Source organism: Kitasatospora gansuensis, assembly GCF_014203705.1.
In the GTDB taxonomy this organism is placed as follows: Bacteria; Actinomycetota; Actinomycetes; order Streptomycetales; family Streptomycetaceae; genus Kitasatospora; species Kitasatospora gansuensis.
In genome coordinates this window covers 6209513-6226586 of record NZ_JACHJR010000001.1, presented here as the reverse complement: position 1 = coordinate 6226586, position 17074 = coordinate 6209513, and the positions used below count along the sequence as shown (strand labels likewise).

15 protein-coding genes are annotated in these 17074 nt (G+C 72.5%); 7 read left to right on the top strand and 8 right to left on the bottom strand.

Annotation, left to right across the window (positions count from 1 at the left end; translation table 11 throughout):
- The first annotated feature begins 8 nt into the window (after positions 1-8).
- Positions 9-500, top strand: a complete 492-nt coding sequence (gene ybaK / locus F4556_RS28095) for a Cys-tRNA(Pro) deacylase (RefSeq protein WP_184920892.1) — start codon at positions 9-11, stop codon at positions 498-500.
- A gap of 3 nt (positions 501-503) precedes the next feature.
- On the opposite strand, the gene F4556_RS28090 is transcribed toward ybaK, so the two are convergent.
- The 5 genes from F4556_RS28090 to F4556_RS28070 form a co-directional block, all read right to left on the bottom strand.
- Positions 504-1295, bottom strand: a complete 792-nt coding sequence (locus tag F4556_RS28090; RefSeq protein WP_184920885.1) for a VOC family protein — start codon at positions 1293-1295, stop codon at positions 504-506.
- A 269-nt stretch (positions 1296-1564) separates the two neighbouring features.
- Positions 1565-2227 carry a DUF2567 domain-containing protein gene (locus F4556_RS28085; RefSeq protein WP_184920883.1) on the bottom strand — a complete coding sequence of 221 codons (663 nt, stop codon included), beginning with the start codon at positions 2225-2227 and terminating at the stop codon, positions 1565-1567.
- Positions 2228-2277: 50 nt separating this feature from the next.
- Positions 2278-3120 (bottom strand): ABC transporter permease, encoded by an 843-nt coding sequence (locus F4556_RS28080; protein ID WP_184920881.1) that lies wholly within the window; start codon positions 3118-3120, stop codon positions 2278-2280.
- A complete protein-coding gene (locus F4556_RS28075; protein WP_313069268.1) occupies positions 3117-4010 on the bottom strand; it encodes an ABC transporter ATP-binding protein in 894 nt (297 codons plus the stop codon). The genes F4556_RS28080 and F4556_RS28075 overlap by 4 nt, the downstream gene beginning before the upstream one ends.
- A gap of 201 nt (positions 4011-4211) precedes the next feature.
- Positions 4212-5246, bottom strand: coding sequence for an NYN domain-containing protein (locus F4556_RS28070; protein WP_184920877.1), 1035 nt, complete (start codon positions 5244-5246; stop codon positions 4212-4214).
- A gap of 182 nt (positions 5247-5428) precedes the next feature.
- On the opposite strand from F4556_RS28070, the gene F4556_RS28065 reads away from it, so the two are divergent.
- Positions 5429-6190, top strand: a complete 762-nt coding sequence (locus tag F4556_RS28065) for a hypothetical protein (RefSeq protein ID WP_184920875.1) — start codon at positions 5429-5431, stop codon at positions 6188-6190.
- Between the two features lie 21 nt (positions 6191-6211).
- On the opposite strand, the gene F4556_RS28060 is transcribed toward F4556_RS28065, so the two are convergent.
- Complete coding sequence (locus F4556_RS28060) at positions 6212-7246, bottom strand: aspartate-semialdehyde dehydrogenase (RefSeq protein WP_184920873.1); 1035 nt, start codon at positions 7244-7246, stop codon at positions 6212-6214.
- A 219-nt stretch (positions 7247-7465) separates the two neighbouring features.
- Positions 7466-8329 carry a dihydrodipicolinate synthase family protein gene (locus F4556_RS28055; RefSeq protein WP_184920866.1) on the bottom strand — a complete coding sequence of 288 codons (864 nt, stop codon included), beginning with the start codon at positions 8327-8329 and terminating at the stop codon, positions 7466-7468.
- Between the two features lie 72 nt (positions 8330-8401).
- On the opposite strand from F4556_RS28055, the gene F4556_RS28050 reads away from it, so the two are divergent.
- The 3 genes from F4556_RS28050 to F4556_RS28040 all read left to right on the top strand — a co-directional run bounded on the left by F4556_RS28050 (position 8402) and on the right by F4556_RS28040 (position 13822).
- Positions 8402-9280, top strand: a complete 879-nt coding sequence (locus tag F4556_RS28050) for a LysR family transcriptional regulator (RefSeq protein WP_184920864.1) — start codon at positions 8402-8404, stop codon at positions 9278-9280.
- Between the two features lie 61 nt (positions 9281-9341).
- Positions 9342-12896: a DNA polymerase III subunit alpha gene (gene dnaE / locus F4556_RS28045; protein WP_184920861.1), complete on the top strand. Its 3555-nt coding sequence runs from the start codon at positions 9342-9344 to the stop codon at positions 12894-12896.
- Positions 12893-13822, top strand: coding sequence for a phosphotriesterase family protein (locus tag F4556_RS28040; protein ID WP_313068728.1), 930 nt, complete (start codon positions 12893-12895; stop codon positions 13820-13822). Before dnaE ends, F4556_RS28040 begins: the two co-directional genes overlap by 4 nt.
- A gap of 120 nt (positions 13823-13942) precedes the next feature.
- On the opposite strand, the gene F4556_RS28035 is transcribed toward F4556_RS28040, so the two are convergent.
- Positions 13943-14398 carry an Lrp/AsnC family transcriptional regulator gene (locus F4556_RS28035; RefSeq protein WP_184920860.1) on the bottom strand — a complete coding sequence of 152 codons (456 nt, stop codon included), beginning with the start codon at positions 14396-14398 and terminating at the stop codon, positions 13943-13945.
- Positions 14399-14569: 171 nt separating this feature from the next.
- On the opposite strand from F4556_RS28035, the gene F4556_RS28030 reads away from it, so the two are divergent.
- Both F4556_RS28030 and F4556_RS28025 read left to right on the top strand, forming a co-directional pair.
- Positions 14570-15571 carry an asparaginase gene (locus F4556_RS28030; RefSeq protein WP_184920858.1) on the top strand — a complete coding sequence of 334 codons (1002 nt, stop codon included), beginning with the start codon at positions 14570-14572 and terminating at the stop codon, positions 15569-15571.
- Positions 15572-15650: 79 nt separating this feature from the next.
- A complete protein-coding gene (locus tag F4556_RS28025) occupies positions 15651-16988 on the top strand; it encodes a DUF2252 domain-containing protein (protein WP_184920856.1) in 1338 nt (445 codons plus the stop codon).
- The last annotated feature ends 86 nt before the right edge of the window (positions 16989-17074 follow it).

Below are 17074 nucleotides of genomic sequence, written 5' to 3'. Positions count from 1 at the left end.
TCAGCGCGATGGCGAAGAAGCAACGTGGTGGTGGCGGTACGCCCGCGACGGTCGCCCTGGAGACGGCCGGGGTGGCGTTCACCGTGCACGCGTACCAGCACGACCCGGCCGCCGCCTCGTACGGTGGGGAGGCGGCGGAGCTGCTCGGCATCGCGGGCGAGCGGGTGTTCAAGACCCTGGTCGCCGAGGTCGACGGCAAGCTGACGGTCGGGGTGGTGCCGGTCTCCGGGCAGCTCGACCTCAAGGCCCTGGCCCAGGCGGTCGGCGGCAAGCGGGCGGCGATGGCCGACCCGGCGGCGGCCGAACGCAGCAGCGGCTACGTGCTGGGCGGCATCTCACCGCTCGGCCAGCGGCGCCCGCTCCGGACCGTCGTCGACGCGAGCGCGCTGGAGCACCCGACGGTCTACGTCTCGGCCGGTCGCCGGGGCCTGGAGGTCGAGCTCTCCCCCGCCGACCTCGTCACCCTGACCACGGCCACGGTCGCCCCGATCGGCCGCTGACCGTCACATCTGCGGATTGGGCTTGAGCAGCGCGAACACCGCCCCGAAGGGGTCGGTGAGCCAAGCGATCCGGCCGACCTCCGGCACGTCCACCGCCGGCATCAGCACCGATCCACCGTTCGCCGTGGCCGCCGTGACGATGGCCTCGACGTCCTCCGCGTGGAAGTACGGCACCCAGCGGGGCCGCTCGTTCCCGCCGCCCGCGCCGCCGCCCAGCGGGGCCGCACCGCCGAAGGAGGCGTCCTGCTGGTCGCCGTCCCGCACGCTCAGCACCCGGTAGGTCATCCCGGGCGCCGCCATGTCCTGGCTGCGCCAGCCGAAGAGTCCCTGGTAGAAGCCGATGTCGGCGACCGGGTCCGGTACGTGCAGCTCGACCCAGAGCAGCGAGTTCGGCGCGGAGGTCAGCCCGAGACCCGCGGTCCGGCCCGGCTGCCAGAGCGCGAACTCGGCCCCCTGCGGGTCGGTCACCTGCGCCAGCCAGCCTTCGCCCATCACGTCCATGGGCTCCATCCGGACCGTTCCGCCGCCCGCCGTGACGGCCGCCACGGTGGCTCGGACGTCCTCGGTGCTGAAGTGCACCATCCAGGCGGAGCTCGCCCCCTGCTCGGTGAGCGGCCCGAGCGCGGCGACGGTCTTCCCACCGAGCTGGAAGAACCCGTAGCCGCCGGTGTCCGGACCGGCGGAGACGAACTGCCAGCCGAAGGCCGCACCGTAGAACGCGGCGGCGGCATCGACGTCGGGGCTTCCGAGGTCCAGCCAGTTGGGCGACCCGGTACGGAAGTCGGTGCCGAGCATGGGGTCCTCCAGGTCAGTGGTCGACGGGGCTGGAGCCCACCCTGCCCACCCCGCCCCGGACCGTCCACTCACACCCGACCGACCGGCCACGGGGTTCACCCGGGCGGACCTGTGCCTTTTGCGGGGCGCTCCGGGTTACGGTCCAGGGGCTCGGGGAACGGCGACGGTTCGTGGCTGGCGGGCATCACTGCAAAAGTGCCTGACCAATTACGCACGGATCACCTTTTTCGAGGTCGGCGTCGCAGTTCCCCGAGCCCCTGGTGGTGCCTCTAGCCCTGCGGCTGCTGCCATTGGGGGCCGGCCCAGTACGGCGGGGGGTCCTGTTCGCGTTTGCCGAAGGCGGCCGAGAGGGCGAGCAGGACGACCATCGCGGTCATCGGCCAGACCAGCAGGGCGCCGTGGGCGCCCAGTTCGAGGGCCGCGCTGAACTCGACGCCCTGGCCGGCCTTCTTGGCGTTGGCGATCACGTCGGTGCCGGGGCCCAGCCGGGTGCCGAGCTGCCAGGCCAGCAGGGAGCCGGCCAGGCCGCCGACCGTCAGGCCGCCCGCGACGGCGATGCCGCCGCCGCGACGGCGGGTCAGCAGGAAGGCGACCAGGGCCGAGAGCGCGCCGGCGGCCAGCGCCAGCAGGGCGAAGGTGCCGTCGGCGCCGGCCCGCTGCTCGCCCTCGGGGTCGACGTACCGGATCGCGTCGCTGGCGGCCACCAGCATGACCCGCGGTGCCAGCCACAGCCAGAGCAGGCCGACCAGTGCCCCGGCCGCCACCCCGGCCAGGGTGGTCAGTGCGCCGATCCGCAGCTCGGGCCCGAGCGGACGCCGTTCGCGGGCGGGCATCGGCGGCGGCAGGTACGGGTCCGGCTGCGCGGGGTACGCCGCGCCGGGGGCCTCGGGCGGCTCGGGGGCGGAATCCGCAGGAGTGTTCGGTACGGTCACCGGCCCATCGTTTCACGACTGGCGGCTCGGGGGTCGAACACCCGGGGGTCTCAGCGGGTGGCGGCCCGGCGGTAGGCCCAGGTGGCGATCGCCAGTGAGACCAGGCCGACCGCGCCGCAGACCGTCAGGTCGCCAAACACCGAGGCCCAGTCCGGGGCGGTGGCGAAGCTCTCCGCGAAGGCCTCCACCCCGTACGTGGAGGGCAGCAGGTCACGCAGCAGCCGGATGAAACCGGGCAGCTGACCCACCGGCAGCACGCCGAGCAGCAGCGCCGCCGACATGCCGAGCTGGCCGAGCAGGGTGGCGATCTCCTGACGGGGCGCCAGCAGCCCGCAGGCCGCGCCGATGCCCGCCAGCGCCGCGCCCGCGAGCGGGACGACCGCGAGCAGCACCCAGAGGTGGCCGAACGGGAGCGAGAACATCCAGGCCCCGACCCCGGCGGTGACCAGCGCGCCTGGCACGGTGAAGGAGGCGTACGCGGCGGCCGCACCGAGCACCACGGCGGCCGGCCGGACCGGCAGGGTCGCGTAGTGGTCCAGGCCGCCGGTGGCGCGCAGCCGGCCGAAGTACTGGGCCAGCAGGTTGAGCGCCACGAAGGCGACCACCAGGACGCTGGAGCCGGCCACCACCGAACGGGCGGCCGGGACGTCCCCGGGGTCGACCACGCCGCGCATCATCAGCAGGATGCCGAGCGACTGGAAGGTCGCCACGAACAGCAGCGGGATCCGGGCCACCCGGGCCCGGGCCAGCTGGGCCCGGTAGACGGCGGCCAGTGAGGGCAGCAGCCTGGCAGCCGGGGCGAGCGGCGCGGCGGCCGGTGCCGGGGCGGCGGGTGCCAGGGGCGGGTCGAGCAGGACCACCGGGTCGGCCTTCCGGATCTGAGTGGGGCTCACTTCGCCAGCCCCTCGTGCCGGCCGCCGAGCTTGAGGTACGCGTCCTCCAGGCTCGGGGTGGCCAGGGTGAAGTCGTCCAGCGCCGCGAAGGCGGGGCCCGTGGTGACGGCGGCGACCAGTTCGCGGGCCTCGTCGGGACTGGTCCGGACGGTCCAGCGGCGGCCCGAGCGGACCGCCCGCTCGGCCAGCCGGGCGACGGCCGGGACGTGCAGCGGGGCGTCGGTGCGCCAGACCAGGTCGAGCCGGACGTCGCCGTCGACCAGGGCCTTGAGGCCGCCGGGGGTGTCGCAGGCGATGATCCGGCCCTCGTCCACCACCGCGACCCGGTCGAGTACGGTCTCCGCCTCGATCACGTTGTGGGTGACCAGCAGCACGGTGGTGCCGTGCTCGGCCCGGCGCCGGTCGAGCGCGGACCAGACGGCCCGGCGGGCCACCGGGTCCATCCCGCTGGTGGGTTCGTCCAGCACCAGCAGCGGCCGCTCCCCCACCAGCACGGCGGCGAAGCAGGCCAGTCGGCGCTGGCCGCCGGAGAGCTTGGCGAGCGGGCGGGCGGCGATCGCGGTCAGCCCGAGTTCGTCGAGCACCTCGGCGCTCGCCCGACGGGCCTCGGCCCGGGTCAGGCCGCGCAGCCGTCCGGTGGTCTCGGCGGCCATCGCGACGGTGAGTTCGTCCAGCGCGGTCGACTCCTGGCCCAGGTAGCCGAGCAGCCGGGCGGCCCGCTCGGGGTGCCGGACGATGTCGTGCCCGAGGATGTCGATCGAGCCCCGGTCCGGCCGGAGCAGCCCGGTGAGCTGGCGGACCAGGGTGGACTTGCCCGCGCCGTTGGGTCCGAGCAGGCCGAAGACCTCGCCGCGTCGGATGTCCAGCACGATGCCGTCGTTGGCCCGGATCTCGCCGTCCTTGCTGCGGTAGGTCTTGGCAAGGTCTCGTACGGTGCAGCACTGCCCGGCAGGGTGGTGGCCGGGACCGCCGAGGTCGCCTTGCGGCCTGGGCTGTGGTGCCCGCCGGTCGGTGTCGCTCACGGTCGAAGACTCTACGCGCTGGCCCGGAGGAACCGGACAAGGGGGTTGATTCGGCTCCGGCGAGCCTGCTCACTCCTGGGCGACCGCCAGGTCAGGGCGGGGGACCCGGTCGGCGAAGGCCTGCCAGAAGCCCGCCCGGATGGCGTATCTGTCCTCCTCGTCGATCTGGTCGTCCTTGGCCGCGAGCAGACCGAACCGGGCGGCGTAGCGCAGCAGTTCGGCGTCCAGCCGGTGCGGGATGCGCGGGTGGTCGGCCCAGAGCGGGAGCAGTTCGGTGTCCCGGTGCAGCCGGGACAGCCAGCGGCGGGCGAACACCGCGCCGACCTGCCGGGCGTCGCCGGGGACGGCGGCGCTGTCCTCCTCCCGGTCGGCCCAGCGCTGTTCGGGGCTGGTGATCTCGGCCAGGGTGGGCGGGGCGGGGGTGAGCCGGGGGGAGGACCAGCGCAGCACCAGGGCGGGCGGGACGGTGGGGGCGGGGCGGGTGGCCAGGTCCCTGGGGGTGGGGACGACCCGGAGCTCGGGGGTGCGCACCGCCGGTACGGGGGCCGGGCCGGTCTCCCGGAGCTGGGCCCAGCGTTCGACGAAGGCGCGGTCCAGCACCCGCCGTTCGTCCGCCTCGGCGACCAGGTCCTCGGACTGGTTGAAGTCGCCGTCCACCGGCTGGACCGCCCAGAGGTGGACCACGACGCCGTGTTCCTTGGCGCAGACCATGCCGGGCAGCAGGTCGCCGTCGCCGCTGAGCAGCACCAGGTCGGCGCAGGCCCGGTTGTGGGCCAGCTCCGTGAGCTCGGCGTGCATCGCGGCGTCCACGCCCTTCTGCACCCAGCGGCCCTCGGCCCGGGTGAGCGCGCCGAGCCGGACGGTGACCCGGGGCAGCGTGCGCAGCCGACGGTGTTCGGGCAGCGAGCGCCGGTCGGGGGCGGCGTCGAACCAGTAGATCCGCAGCAGCGGCAGCCCGGTCTCCGCCTCGGCCCGTTCGGCCAGTGCGGTGGCCAGCGCGGCGTGATCCACCGTCAGCCGGGCCCGGACGGGGTCCCCCGCCAGCAGGTTGGCCGCCGCACCCAGCAGGTATCCCGCGTCCACCAGGACGACGCACCGGTCCACTCCACACCACTTCCCTCCGGAGGGCCGCACCGCGCGGGGAAACGATGTGGGGGCCCGCACGGCCGCCGACGTCCCGGCGGTCAGGGCGAGCACCGCCGGTGGGCACTCTTTACCCCCCGATCGGCGGGTGAACCGTTCCGTCCCACCCGGCCCGCTCCGGCCCGGCGATACTGGAACGCATCATGCGGAAGATCACTGCGGCGCTGTGCGGCGTCACCGTCCTGGCGGCGGGAGCCGTGCTGCTGACCCCGACCATCACGACCGACAGCTCCGGGGGCGACACCTCGGTGACCTCGGTCACCGTGAACGACGGGCGGCCGATCCTGCTCGGCCCGGTGCAGGCGGTGACGGTGCCGCTGGTGGTGACCGCGCGGGACGACTCGGGGATCGCCGGGATCGGCCCGATCGGGGTGTGGGGGCCGAACTACGGGGTGCTCGAGGTGAGCCCGCTGAGCTGTACGGCGGACGGGCCGAGCTCGGTGTGCCGGGGCACGGTCACCATCGAGCCCGAGCGGCAGCAGGTCTTCAACGACGAGGCGGGCACCTGGTTCGTCGACCTCAAGGTGCGGGCCAACGACGGGGACGGGTACGCGAACCAGACCGCGGCGGGCTTCTCGCTCAAGCGCGCGGCCCGGATGACCGGTGCGGGCGTGCCCCAACAGGCGGAGCCGGGGCAGGAGTTGACGGTCACCGGCGCGCTGGCCAGGTCGTGTTGGGACACCCACACCTACTGCGGCTACCAGAGCGGCACGGCGCACCTGCAGTTCCGGCCGAGCGGCAGCACGCTGTGGAGCACGGTGGCGACCTCGTTCTCGGACGCCTCCGGGGCGGTCACCGCCCAGGCGCCGGCCACCGGGCCGGGCGACTTCCAGTGGTACGCCCCCGGTGACAAGTGGACCGGGGACGCGGTCTCGCCGGCCCTGCCGGTCAGCGTCGTGGGCTGACCGGCAGGGCCGGACGGGGCGTCAGGCCTTCGAGGCCAGCTCGGCCGCGACCAGCTCGGCGATCTGCACCGCGTTCAGCGCGGCGCCCTTGCGCAGGTTGTCGTTGGAGAGGAACAGCGCGAGGCCGTTCTCCACCGTCTCGTCCACCCGGATCCGGCCGACGTACGAGGGGTCCTTGCCGGCCGCCTGGAGCGGGGTCGGGATCTCGGACAGCTCGACGCCCGGGGCCTTGGCGAGCAGCTCGTACGCGCGCTCGACGCTGATCGGGTTGGCGAACCGGGCGTTCACCTGGAGCGAGTGGCCGGAGAAGACCGGGACGCGCACGCAGGTGCCGGAGACCTTGAGGTCGGGGATCTCCAGGATCTTGCGGGACTCGTTGCGGAGCTTCTGCTCCTCGTCGGTCTCGAACGAGCCGTCGTCCACCAGGTTGCCCGCGAGCGGGACCACGTTGAAGGCGATCGGCCGCTGGTACACGCCCGGGTCGGTGGCCTTGACGGCCTCGCCGTCGAAGGCCAGCTGGTCGGCCTGCTCGGCGATCTCGCAGGCCTGCCGGTGCAGCTCGGCGACACCGGCCAGGCCGGAGCCGGAGACGGCCTGGTAGGTGGTGGCGACCAGCGCGAGCAGCCCGGCCTCGTCGTGCAGCGGGCGCAGCACCGGCATGGCGGCCATCGTGGTGCAGTTCGGGTTGGCGATGATGCCCTTGGGGCGGTTCGCGATGGCGTCCGGGTTGACCTCGGAGACCACCAGCGGGACCTCGGGGTCGCGGCGCCAGGCCGAGGAGTTGTCGATCACGACCGCACCGGCGGCGGCGACCTTGGGGGCCAGCGCCTTGGAGGTCGAACCACCGGCGGAGAAGATCACGATGTCCAGGCCGGAGTAGTCGGCGGTCTCCGCGTCCTCGACGGTGACCTCGCCGTCCTGCCAGGGCAGCGTCTTGCCCGCCGACCGGGCCGAGGCGAACAGCCGCAGCTCCGTCACGGGGAACTCACGCTCCGCCAGAATGCTGCGCACCACTCCACCGACCTGGCCGGTGGCGCCCACGATGCCGATCTTCATCGGGTTACTCCTCCTGTGTTGTGCTCGATCAGAATCCGCACACTCCGCCCATCATGCCTGGTCGGGTGGGGCGGGCGGTACGGCATTCCAGTGGGTGAACGGGCGGTGGACCGGCCGTCGGCGGCGCCGGACGGAAATCCGGCGGCCGCCGCCACCGGCCACCCGCGATTCGCCGGTGCCGGGCCGGTCGGGAGGGAAGAATCCGCCCGGGCCCGGCTGTCAGCCCGTCAGTTCCGCCAGCACCGTGAGCGCGGCGGCCACCGACTCCCGGCCTGCGGGCAGCAGCGGGAGGCGGACGTCCGGGGTGGGGATGCGGCCCTGGGCGTGCAGGACGCCCTTGATCACGGTCGGGTTGGGCTCGGCGAAGGCCGCGATCGAGAGCTGCGCCAGGCGGTGGCCCAGCTCGCGCGACCCCCGGCCCTCGGCGAACTCGACGAACCGGGCGGTGGCCAGGTGGGCCGAGGCCAGGATGCCGCCGGTCGCGCCGAGCGCGAGCAGCGGGGCGAGGAAGGGGTCGTCCCCGGCCATGACCGCGAACTCCGGCGGCAGGTCGGCCAGCAGCGCGACGGTCTCCTGGTCGATCCCGCCGGCCGCGTACTTGACCCCGGCGACGTTCGGCAGGGCGCCGATCCGGCGCAGCGCGGCGGCGCTCAGCGCCTGACCGGTCCGGTACGGGATGTGATAGACGATCAGCGGCACCGGGCTCCCGGCGGCCAGCTGCTCGAAGTGTGCCAGCGCCCCGGCCTCGCCGGGCCGGGTGAAGGCGGGCACGGTGACCAGTGCGGCGTCGGCGACCCCGGCCAGTCCGGCCAGCGCCTCGACGGTGCGCCGGGTGTCGTTGCCGCCGGTGCCGACGGTGAGGGTCGCGCCGTACTCGGCGGCGGCCTTGGCGCACACCTCGACCACGGTGTGCCGCTCGGCCTCGTCCAGGGTGGCCACCTCGGCGGTGGTGCCCAGGGCGACCAGCCCGGCCGCGCCGTCGGCCAGCGCCTGCCGGGCCAGCCCGGCCAGGGCCTCGACGGCGAGGGTGCCGTCCGCCTCGAACGGGGTGATCAGCGGTACGTGGATTCCGTGCAGTTCCATGCCGACGAGCCTGCCGCCTGCCTGCTGTGCAGGTCCAGTTCAGATCTCCGACGGTTCTCGTAAGCTCTGCTTATGCTCGACGTCCGCCGCCTGCGGCTGCTCCGTGAACTCGCCCACCGCGGCACCATCGCCGCCGTCGCCGAGTCGCTCGCCTTCAGCCCGTCCGCCGTCTCGCAGCAGCTCTCGGTGCTGGAACGGGAGGCCGGGGTCCCGCTGCTGGAGCGGACCGGCCGCCGGGTCGCGCTCACCCCCGCCGGGCGGAACCTGGTCCGGCACGCGGAGGCCGTACTGGAACGGCTGGAGCAGGCCGGGGCCGAACTGGCCGACGCCAGAAGCGGGCTGGCCGGCCCGCTGCGGATCGGCACCTACCCCTCGGCGGCCCGGGCGATCATCCCGGCCGCCCTCGCCGCGCTCGGCCGGGAGCACCCGGGCCTGGAGCCGATGGTCACCGAGGTGGACCCGGCGGAGGTGTCGGCGCTGCTCCGCTCCGGCGAGCTGGACGTCGCGCTGGTGCACGAGTACGACTTCGTGCCGGCCGAACCGGCGCCCGGCCTGGCCACCGAGTCGCTGTTCACCGAGGCGATGTACCTGGCGGCCCCGGCGCCCGGGACGATCGCCGACCACCGGGATTCGCCGTGGATCGTCGCGCCGCACGGCACGCTCTGCCACTCGATGGCCGTCCGGGCCTGCCAGGCGACGGGTTACACCCCCCGGATCCGACACCAGATCGACGATTTCGGCACGGTTCTGGCGCTCGTCGCGGCGGGCCAGGGAGTGGCTCTGGTCCCCCAGCTGGGAGTGGCCGACGCGCCCCTCGGCGTGGCCCTCAGCAGGCTCCCGATGGCCCGCCGGACCCGGACCGCGTACCGCGCCGGAGCGGCCCGGCACCCGGCCGTGGCGGCCTTCGTGGCAGCTCTGCACACGGCGCTCCCAAGTGACCTGCGGTGCTGAACGGACCTCTGTTCAGGGGCTAGGGTGGAGCCTTCCTTCGAGCCTGAGGAGCCGTCCCACCGTGGCCGACAGCTTTGTTCACCTGCATGTCCACACCGAGTTCTCGATGCTGGACGGAGCAGCGAAGAACGGCAAGCTGTTCGCGGAAGCGGAGCGGCAGGGCATGCCCGCGATCGCGATGAGCGACCACGGCAACATGTTCGGCGCGTACGAGTTCTTCCAGACCTCGAAGAAGACCTCGGTGAAGCCGATCATCGGCATCGAGGCGTACGTCGCCCCGGGCTCGCGGTTCGAGAAGAAGCCGGTGTTCTGGGCGCCCGGCGGCCAGCGTCAGGTGAGCGCGGACGGCGAGGGCGGCAAGGACGTCTCGGGTGGTGGCCGGTACACCCACATGACCATGTGGGCGCAGAACGCCACCGGGCTGCGCAACCTCTTCAAGCTCTCCTCGCTCGCGTCGATGGAGGGCTACTACATGAAGCCCCGGATGGACCGCGAGCTGATCGCCGCGAACGCCACGGGGATCATCGCCACCACCGGCTGCCCGTCCGGCGAGGTGCAGACCCGGCTGCGGCTGGGCCAGTACGAGGAGGCGGTCAAGGCCGCCGACGCCTACCAGCAGATCTTCGGCCGGGAGAACTACTTCCTGGAGCTGATGGACCACGACCTGTCCATCGAGCGGGACGTCCGGGACGGACTGCTGCGCCTGGCCAAGCAGCTGGACATCCCGCTGCTGGCCACCAACGACTCGCACTACGTGACGGCCGATCAGGCCGACGCCCACGACAGCCTGCTCTGCGTCGGCGTGGGCAAGAACAAGGACGACCCGAACCGCTTCAAGTTCAACGGCAGCGGCTACTACATCAAGACGCCGGAGGAGATGCGCGCGCTCTTCACCGAGCTGCCGGAGGCGTGCCGCAACACGCTGGAGATCGCCGACCGGATCGAGTCCTACGACGAGGTCTTCAACTACGTCGACCGGATGCCGCAGTTCGACGTGCCCGAGGGCGAGACCCAGGCGTCGTTCCTGCGCCAGAAGATCAAGGCCGGTCTGCAGCACCGCTACGGCGACAACCCGAGCCAGGAGGTGCTGGACCGGATCGAGCTGGAGATGGGCGTCATCTCCCCGATGGGCTTCGACGCGTACTTCCTCGTGGTCGCGGACATCTGCCAGTACGCCCGCGACAACGGCATCCCGGTCGGCCCGGGCCGTGGTTCGGCGGCCGGCTCGATGGTCTCGTACCTGACCCGGATCACCGAGCTGGACCCGCTGGAGCACGATCTCCTCTTCGAGCGGTTCCTGAACCCCGAGCGCATCAACCCCCCGGACGTCGACATCGACTTCGACGACCGCCAGCGCGACCAGATGGTGCGCTACGTCACCGACAAGTACGGCGAGGCGTACACCGCCCAGGTGAACACCTTCGGCACCATCAAGGCCAAGGCGGCCGTGAAGGACGCCAACCGCATCCTCGGCTACCCGTTCGCGATGGGCGACCGGATCACCAAGGCGATGCCGCCGGACGTGATGGGCAAGGGCGTGCCGCTGGCCGACCTGTTCAACGAGAAGCACCCGCGCTACAACGAGGGCACCGAGATCCGCTCGCTCTACGCGAACGAGCCGGACGTCAAGAAGATCATCGACACCGGCCTCGGCATCGAGGGCCTGATCCGCGGCACCGGTGTGCACGCGGCGGCCGTGATCCTCTCCTCGACCCCGCTGCTGGAACTGATCCCGCTGCACAAGCGGGACAAGGACGGCGTGATCATCACCGGCTTCGACTACCCGTCGTGCGAAGCCATGGGTCTGATCAAGATGGACTTCCTGGGTCTGCGGAACCTGGGCATCATCGACCACTGCATCAAGATCGTGAAGTCCAACCGCGGCATCGACGTGGACATCGAGAAGATCGCGCTGGACGACCCGACCACGTATCAACTCCTCGCCCGCGGTGACACCCTGGGCGTGTTCCAGCTCGACGGCGGGCCCATGCGGGCGCTGCTCAAGCTGATGAAGCCGACCGAGTTCGCCGACATCTCCGCCGTCTCGGCGCTGTACCGCCCGGGCCCGATGGGCATGAACTCGCACACCAACTACGCGCTGCGCAAGAACGCCCAGCAGGAGATCATCCCGATCCACCCCGAGCTGGAGGCCCCGCTCGCCGAGGTGCTCGGCCCCACCTACGGTCTGATCGTCTATCAGGAGCAGGTGCAGCGAGCCGCCCAGGTGCTGGCCGGCTACAGCCTCGGACAGGCCGACCTGCTCCGCCGCGCGATGGGCAAGAAGAAGAAGGAGGTCCTGGAGAAGGAGTTCGTCCCCTTCCACGCGGGCTGCAAGGAGCGCGGGTACTCCGACGAGGCGATCCAGGCCGTCTGGGACGTGCTGGTGCCGTTCGCCGGCTACGCGTTCAACAAATCGCACTCGGCCGCGTACGGCCTGGTCTCGTACCAGACCGCCTACCTGAAGGCGAACTACCCCGCCGAGTACATGGCCGCCCTGCTGACCTCGGTCGCGGACGACAAGGACAAGATGGCCGTCTACCTGGCCGAGTGCCGGTCGATGGGCATCAAGATCCTCTCCCCCGACGTCAACGAGTCGGTGGAGGACTTCACCGCCGTCGGCACCGACGTCCGGTTCGGCCTCAAGGCCGTCCGCAACGTCGGCACCAACGTGATCGACTCGCTGGTGCGGACCCGGAAGGAGAAGGGGAAGTACTCCTCCTTCGCCGACTTCCTGGACAAGGTCGAGCTGGTGGTCTGCAACAAGCGCACCGTCGACTCGCTGATCAAGGCCGGCGCCTTCGACTCGCTCGGCCACACCCGGCTCTCGCTGACCACCGTGCACGAGAACGCGATCGACGCGGTCACCGGCGTGAAGAAGCAGCAGGCGATCGGCCAGGACGACCTGTTCGGCGCGATGGACACCGGCGAGGACGTGCCGACCATCGGCCTGGACTTCGAGCTCTCCGACCGGGAGTGGCCGCGCAAGCAACTCCTCAGCCTGGAGCGGGAGATGCTCGGCCTGTACGTCTCCAGCCACCCGCTGGACGGCGCCGAGCACATCCTCTCCCGCAACCGCGACGTCTCGATCGCCGAACTGCTCGGCTCCGGCCGCACCGAGGGCGAGGTCCGGCTCGCCGGACTGGTCACCGCCGTGGACCGCCGGATCAACAAGGCGGGCAACGCCTGGGCGATCATCACGCTGGCGGACCGGGACGGATCGGTCGAGGTGCTGTTCTTCCCCGCCGCCTACAACCTGATGTCCGACCAGATGGTCGAGGACAACGTGATCGCGGTGCGCGGCCGGCTGAACGAACGCGACGGCTCGCTCAGCATCTTCGGCCAGGAGATCACCAGCCTGGACATCTCCTCCGCCGAGCACGGCGGCAAGCCGCCGATCCTGATCACCGTCCCCACCGGCCGGGTGAACCCGGAGATGATCGCCGAGTTCAAGACCACCCTGCGCTCCCACCCGGGCGACGTCCCGGTCCGGCTGCTCACCACCGGCCGCGACAAGAACGTCCTGTACGAGCTCGGCTTCCTGGTCAACCCCGACAACGGCGCCTTCGCCTCCGAGGTCAAGACTCTGCTGGGCCCGTCCGCCTGGAGCAACGCGTGAGCGGTCCGGCCTTAGTCCGTACGGTCCTCGGGGATGTCGACCCGGCCTCGCTCGGCGTGGTCGACGCGCACGACCACCTGTTCCTGCGGACGCCCCGGCTGCCCGGCCAGGAGATGGACAGCGCCAGCGCCGCCGAGGCGGAACTGCGCGCGTTCGCCACGGCGGGCGGCGGGGCGCTCGCGCAGTGGACCCCGGTCGGCCTCGGCCGCCGGGCGGACCTGCTGCCGATGCTCTCCCGGGTCACCGGGGTGCACCTGATAGCCGCCACCGGGCTGCACCAAGCCGCCCACTACGCACCGGAGTTCCTGGACCGGCTGCTCCCCCGGCTGGCCCGGCGGTTCATCGCCGACCTGACCGAGGGCATCCACGGTTCGAACGGGCTGGTCCGGGCCGGGATGATCAAGGTGGCGGGCGGCTTCCACCGCCTCGACCCGCACGCCCGACAGGTGTTCACGGCCGCCGCCGAGGCCCACCACCTCACCGGTGCCCCGATCGGCGTCCACCTGGAACTGGGCACCGGCGCGCCGGAGACCCTCGACCTGCTCTGCACCGAACTCGGCGTCCCCGCCGACCGGGTGATCCTCGGTCACCTCAACCGGGCACCGGACACCCGCACCCACCTGCGGGCCGCCGAGGCCGGCGCCTACCTCGCCTTCGACGGCCCCTCCCGCGCCCACCACCCCACCGACTGGCGCCTGCTCGACTGCCTGGCCGCCCTCGCCGAAGCCGGCCACGCCGACCGCCTGCTGATCGGCGGCGACACCACCACGGCCGCCGCCCGCGCCACCAGCGGAGAGGGCCCCGGACTGCCCTACCTCCCGGGCGTCCTCCGCCCCCGGATCGAGCGCGAACTCGGCGCCGACACCGCCAAGTCGTGCTTCGAGACCAACCCCGCCCGCGCCTTCGCCATCACCCGCCCGGCCTGACACCGGGTCGGCTGCAACGCGGCCACCTGCGGCGCCGTGCTCAGCTCGCGGACCTCCAACCGCACCGCGGGTACCGCTTCTGGCAACCGGATCGAGATCGAGGTGGACGGCCGCCGGCCGTCAGCCGCCGACCGGTAGGCCGCTCGGCTCCTTCACCCGCTTCATGATGATCTGCGAGTTGACCTCGGTGACCCCGGCCAGGGTGGTCAGCCGCTCGATCCAGAGCCGCTCGTACGCCTTCAGGTCCTCGACCGCGATCCGCAGCAGGCAGCCGGGGCTGCCGAACAGCCGGTACGCCTCGATCACGTCGGGGATCTCCTGGAGCGCGGCCTCGAAGGCCTCGACCGCCTCGCGCTCGCGGCGGACCTCGACCGAGACCAGCACCTCGAAGCTGCGGCCGACCGCCGCTGGGTCGATCACCGCGCGGTAGCCCTGGATCACCCCGTCCTGCTCCAGCTGGCGGACCCGGCGCATGCACGGCGAGGGCGTCAGCCCGACCCGCTGGGCCAGCTCCTGGTTGCTCAGCCGCCCGTCGCGCTGGAGCTCGCGCAAGATATCCCTGTCGATCTGATCCATCACGCGATCATATTGCCCACTCCATGTCACCTCTGGCAAGAATTCGCGATCGCATTGCGCACCTTCTCGCCTATTCTTGCTGGTGAGCGTTCCGCCACCCGCGGAGACCAACAGACAGCCCGGCCCCGGCAAACAGTCGGTGCCGGGCTGTTCCCCTTGCAGGAGGCACCCATGGCACGGATCGTCGTGATCAGCACCGGCGGGACCATAGCCAGCCGCTGGCAGGGCGCGGGCTTCGCCGCCGACGCCGACGGCAGCGAGGTGATGGCGACCGCCGCCGTCCCCGAGGGCGTCACCGTCGAGGTGGTCGACCTGTTCAGCGTGAACAGCCCCCGGCTGACCAGCCGTCACCAGCTGGAACTGCTGCAGACCGTGCACCGGGTGTTCCAGGACCCGGGGGTGGACGGCATCGTGGTGACCCACGGCACCGACACCCTGGAGGAGTCGGCCTTCCTGCTCGACCTGCACCACCGCGACCAGCGCCCGGTGGTGCTGACCGGCGCGCAGCTCCCGCTGGACGCCGCCGACGGCGACGGGCCCGGCAACCTGCACGACGCCCTGCTGACCGCCGCCACCGCGCGCGGCCTGGGCGTACTGGTCGTCTTCGACGGCGAGGTGCACGCCGCCCGGGGCACCGTGAAGACCCAGACCGTGGCCCCGAACGCCTTCGCCGACCCCTCCGGCGACCGGCTCGGCGACGTCGGCTTCGGCCGCGCCCTGATCATCCGTCAGCCCGAGCGCCCGACCCCGCTCGCGCTCCCCGCCGCCGACACCGCGCCGCCCCGGGTGGACATGGTGATGCACCACTCGGACGCCGACCCGGTGCTGTTCGAGGCCGCCGTGGCCGCCGGTGCGCAGGGCATCGTGCTGGTCGCCACCGGCGCGGGCAACGCCACCCCCGAGTTCGTCGAGGCGGTCGCCGCCGCCACCGCCCGGGGCGTGCTGGTCGCGCTGACCACCCGGGTGCAGTCCGGTCCGGTCACCGAGATCTACACCCACGGCGGCGCGGTCGACCTGGTCGCCGCGGGCGCCGCACCGACCGGCACGCTGCGGGCCGGGCAGTCCCGGATCGCCGTCCTGGCCGCGCTGCTCGGCAGCACCGACCCGGCCGAGCGCGCCGAGCTGCTCCGGCACGCCCTGGCCGCCCGGAGCACCGCACTCACCCACGCCTGAGGCACCGCCGGGGAACCCGTCCGAATACTGTGTCGTCATCCGTTCCAGGACCGACGACCCAGCACAGAGGACGATCCCCATGCAGCAGCAGAACGCGGCCGAGCGCGAGCCCGAGCGGGCCGAGACCATCCTGCGGGTCTTCGACCAGGCCTTCGGCCGCCTGCTGGCCGAGGACCCGGCCGCGTTCAAGGTGAAGTTCCGCAAGATGGCCGCCTCGGCGTTCGCCTTCTACCGGGGCACCGCCGGGCTGTACTACGCGGACCTGACGACCCCTCCGTTCGAGGCGTTCGGCGCGCCGTACCTCGACGAGCGGACCAGCCGGGTGTGGATCCACGGCGACCTGCACGCGGAGAACTTCGGCACCTACCTGAACGCCGAGGGCCGGCTGGTCTTCAACGTCAACGACTTCGACGAGGCCTACGTCGGCGCCTTCACCTGGGACGTCCAGCGCCTCGCCGCCAGCCTGGCCCTGCTCGGCTACGCCAAGGCGCTCTCCGACGGCACCATCGCCGAGCTGGTCCGGGCCTTCGCCACCGCCTACCGGGCCCGGATCGCCGCCCTCGCGGCGGGCGCGCCGGCCGAGGCGTACACCCTGGACACCGCCGAGGGCCCGCTGCTGGAGACGCTCCGCCGGGCCCGGCTGCAGACCCGGGTGGCGCTGCTGGAGCGGGAGACCGTGGTCGAGGGGTACGAGCGCCGGTTCCGCTCCGGCGGCGGCGCGATCCCGCTGGAGGACTCCACCCGGGCCGAGGTGCTGGCCGCCTTCGAGCAGTACCTCGCCACCCTCCCGCCGGCCACCCGCACCCGGCCGGACGCCCTGCGGGTCAAGGACGTGGTCGGCCGCCGCGGCATCGGCATCGGCAGCGCCGGGCTGCCCTCGTACAACGTGCTGCTGGAGGGCCACACCGACGCGCTCGAGAACGACGTGGTGATCTACCTGAAGCAGGGTCAGACCCCGGCGGTGTCCCGGCACGTCACCGACCCGGAGATCCGCGCCTACTTCGAGCACGAGGGCCACCGTACGGTGATCTCCCAGCGCGCCCTGCAGGACCACAGCGACCCCTGGCTCGGCTGGGCCACTCTGCGCGGCCACGGCATGCTGGTCGCCGAGGTCTCCCCCTACACCGCCGACCTGGACTGGACCGACCTCACCGAACCGGCCGACCTCCGCGACGTGGTCACCCACCTCGGCCGGGCCACCGCCGGCATGCACGCCGCCGCCGACGCGTCCTCCAGCGGGCACGGCCTGGTGCCGTTCTCCACCGAGCACGCGATCGACGCGGCGATCGGCGACGACACCGCCGGCTTCGCCGACATGCTCGTCTCCTTCGCCCACACCTACGGCGACCGCGCCCGCAGCGACCACCAGATCTTCGTCGACCTCTTCCGCAACGGCCGCATCCCGGGCCTGGGCTGAAACGCCGGCCTTCGGAAGGTAGGGGCTCGGGGAACTGCGACGCCGACCTCGGAAAAGGTGATCCGTGCGTAGGTGGTCAGGCACTT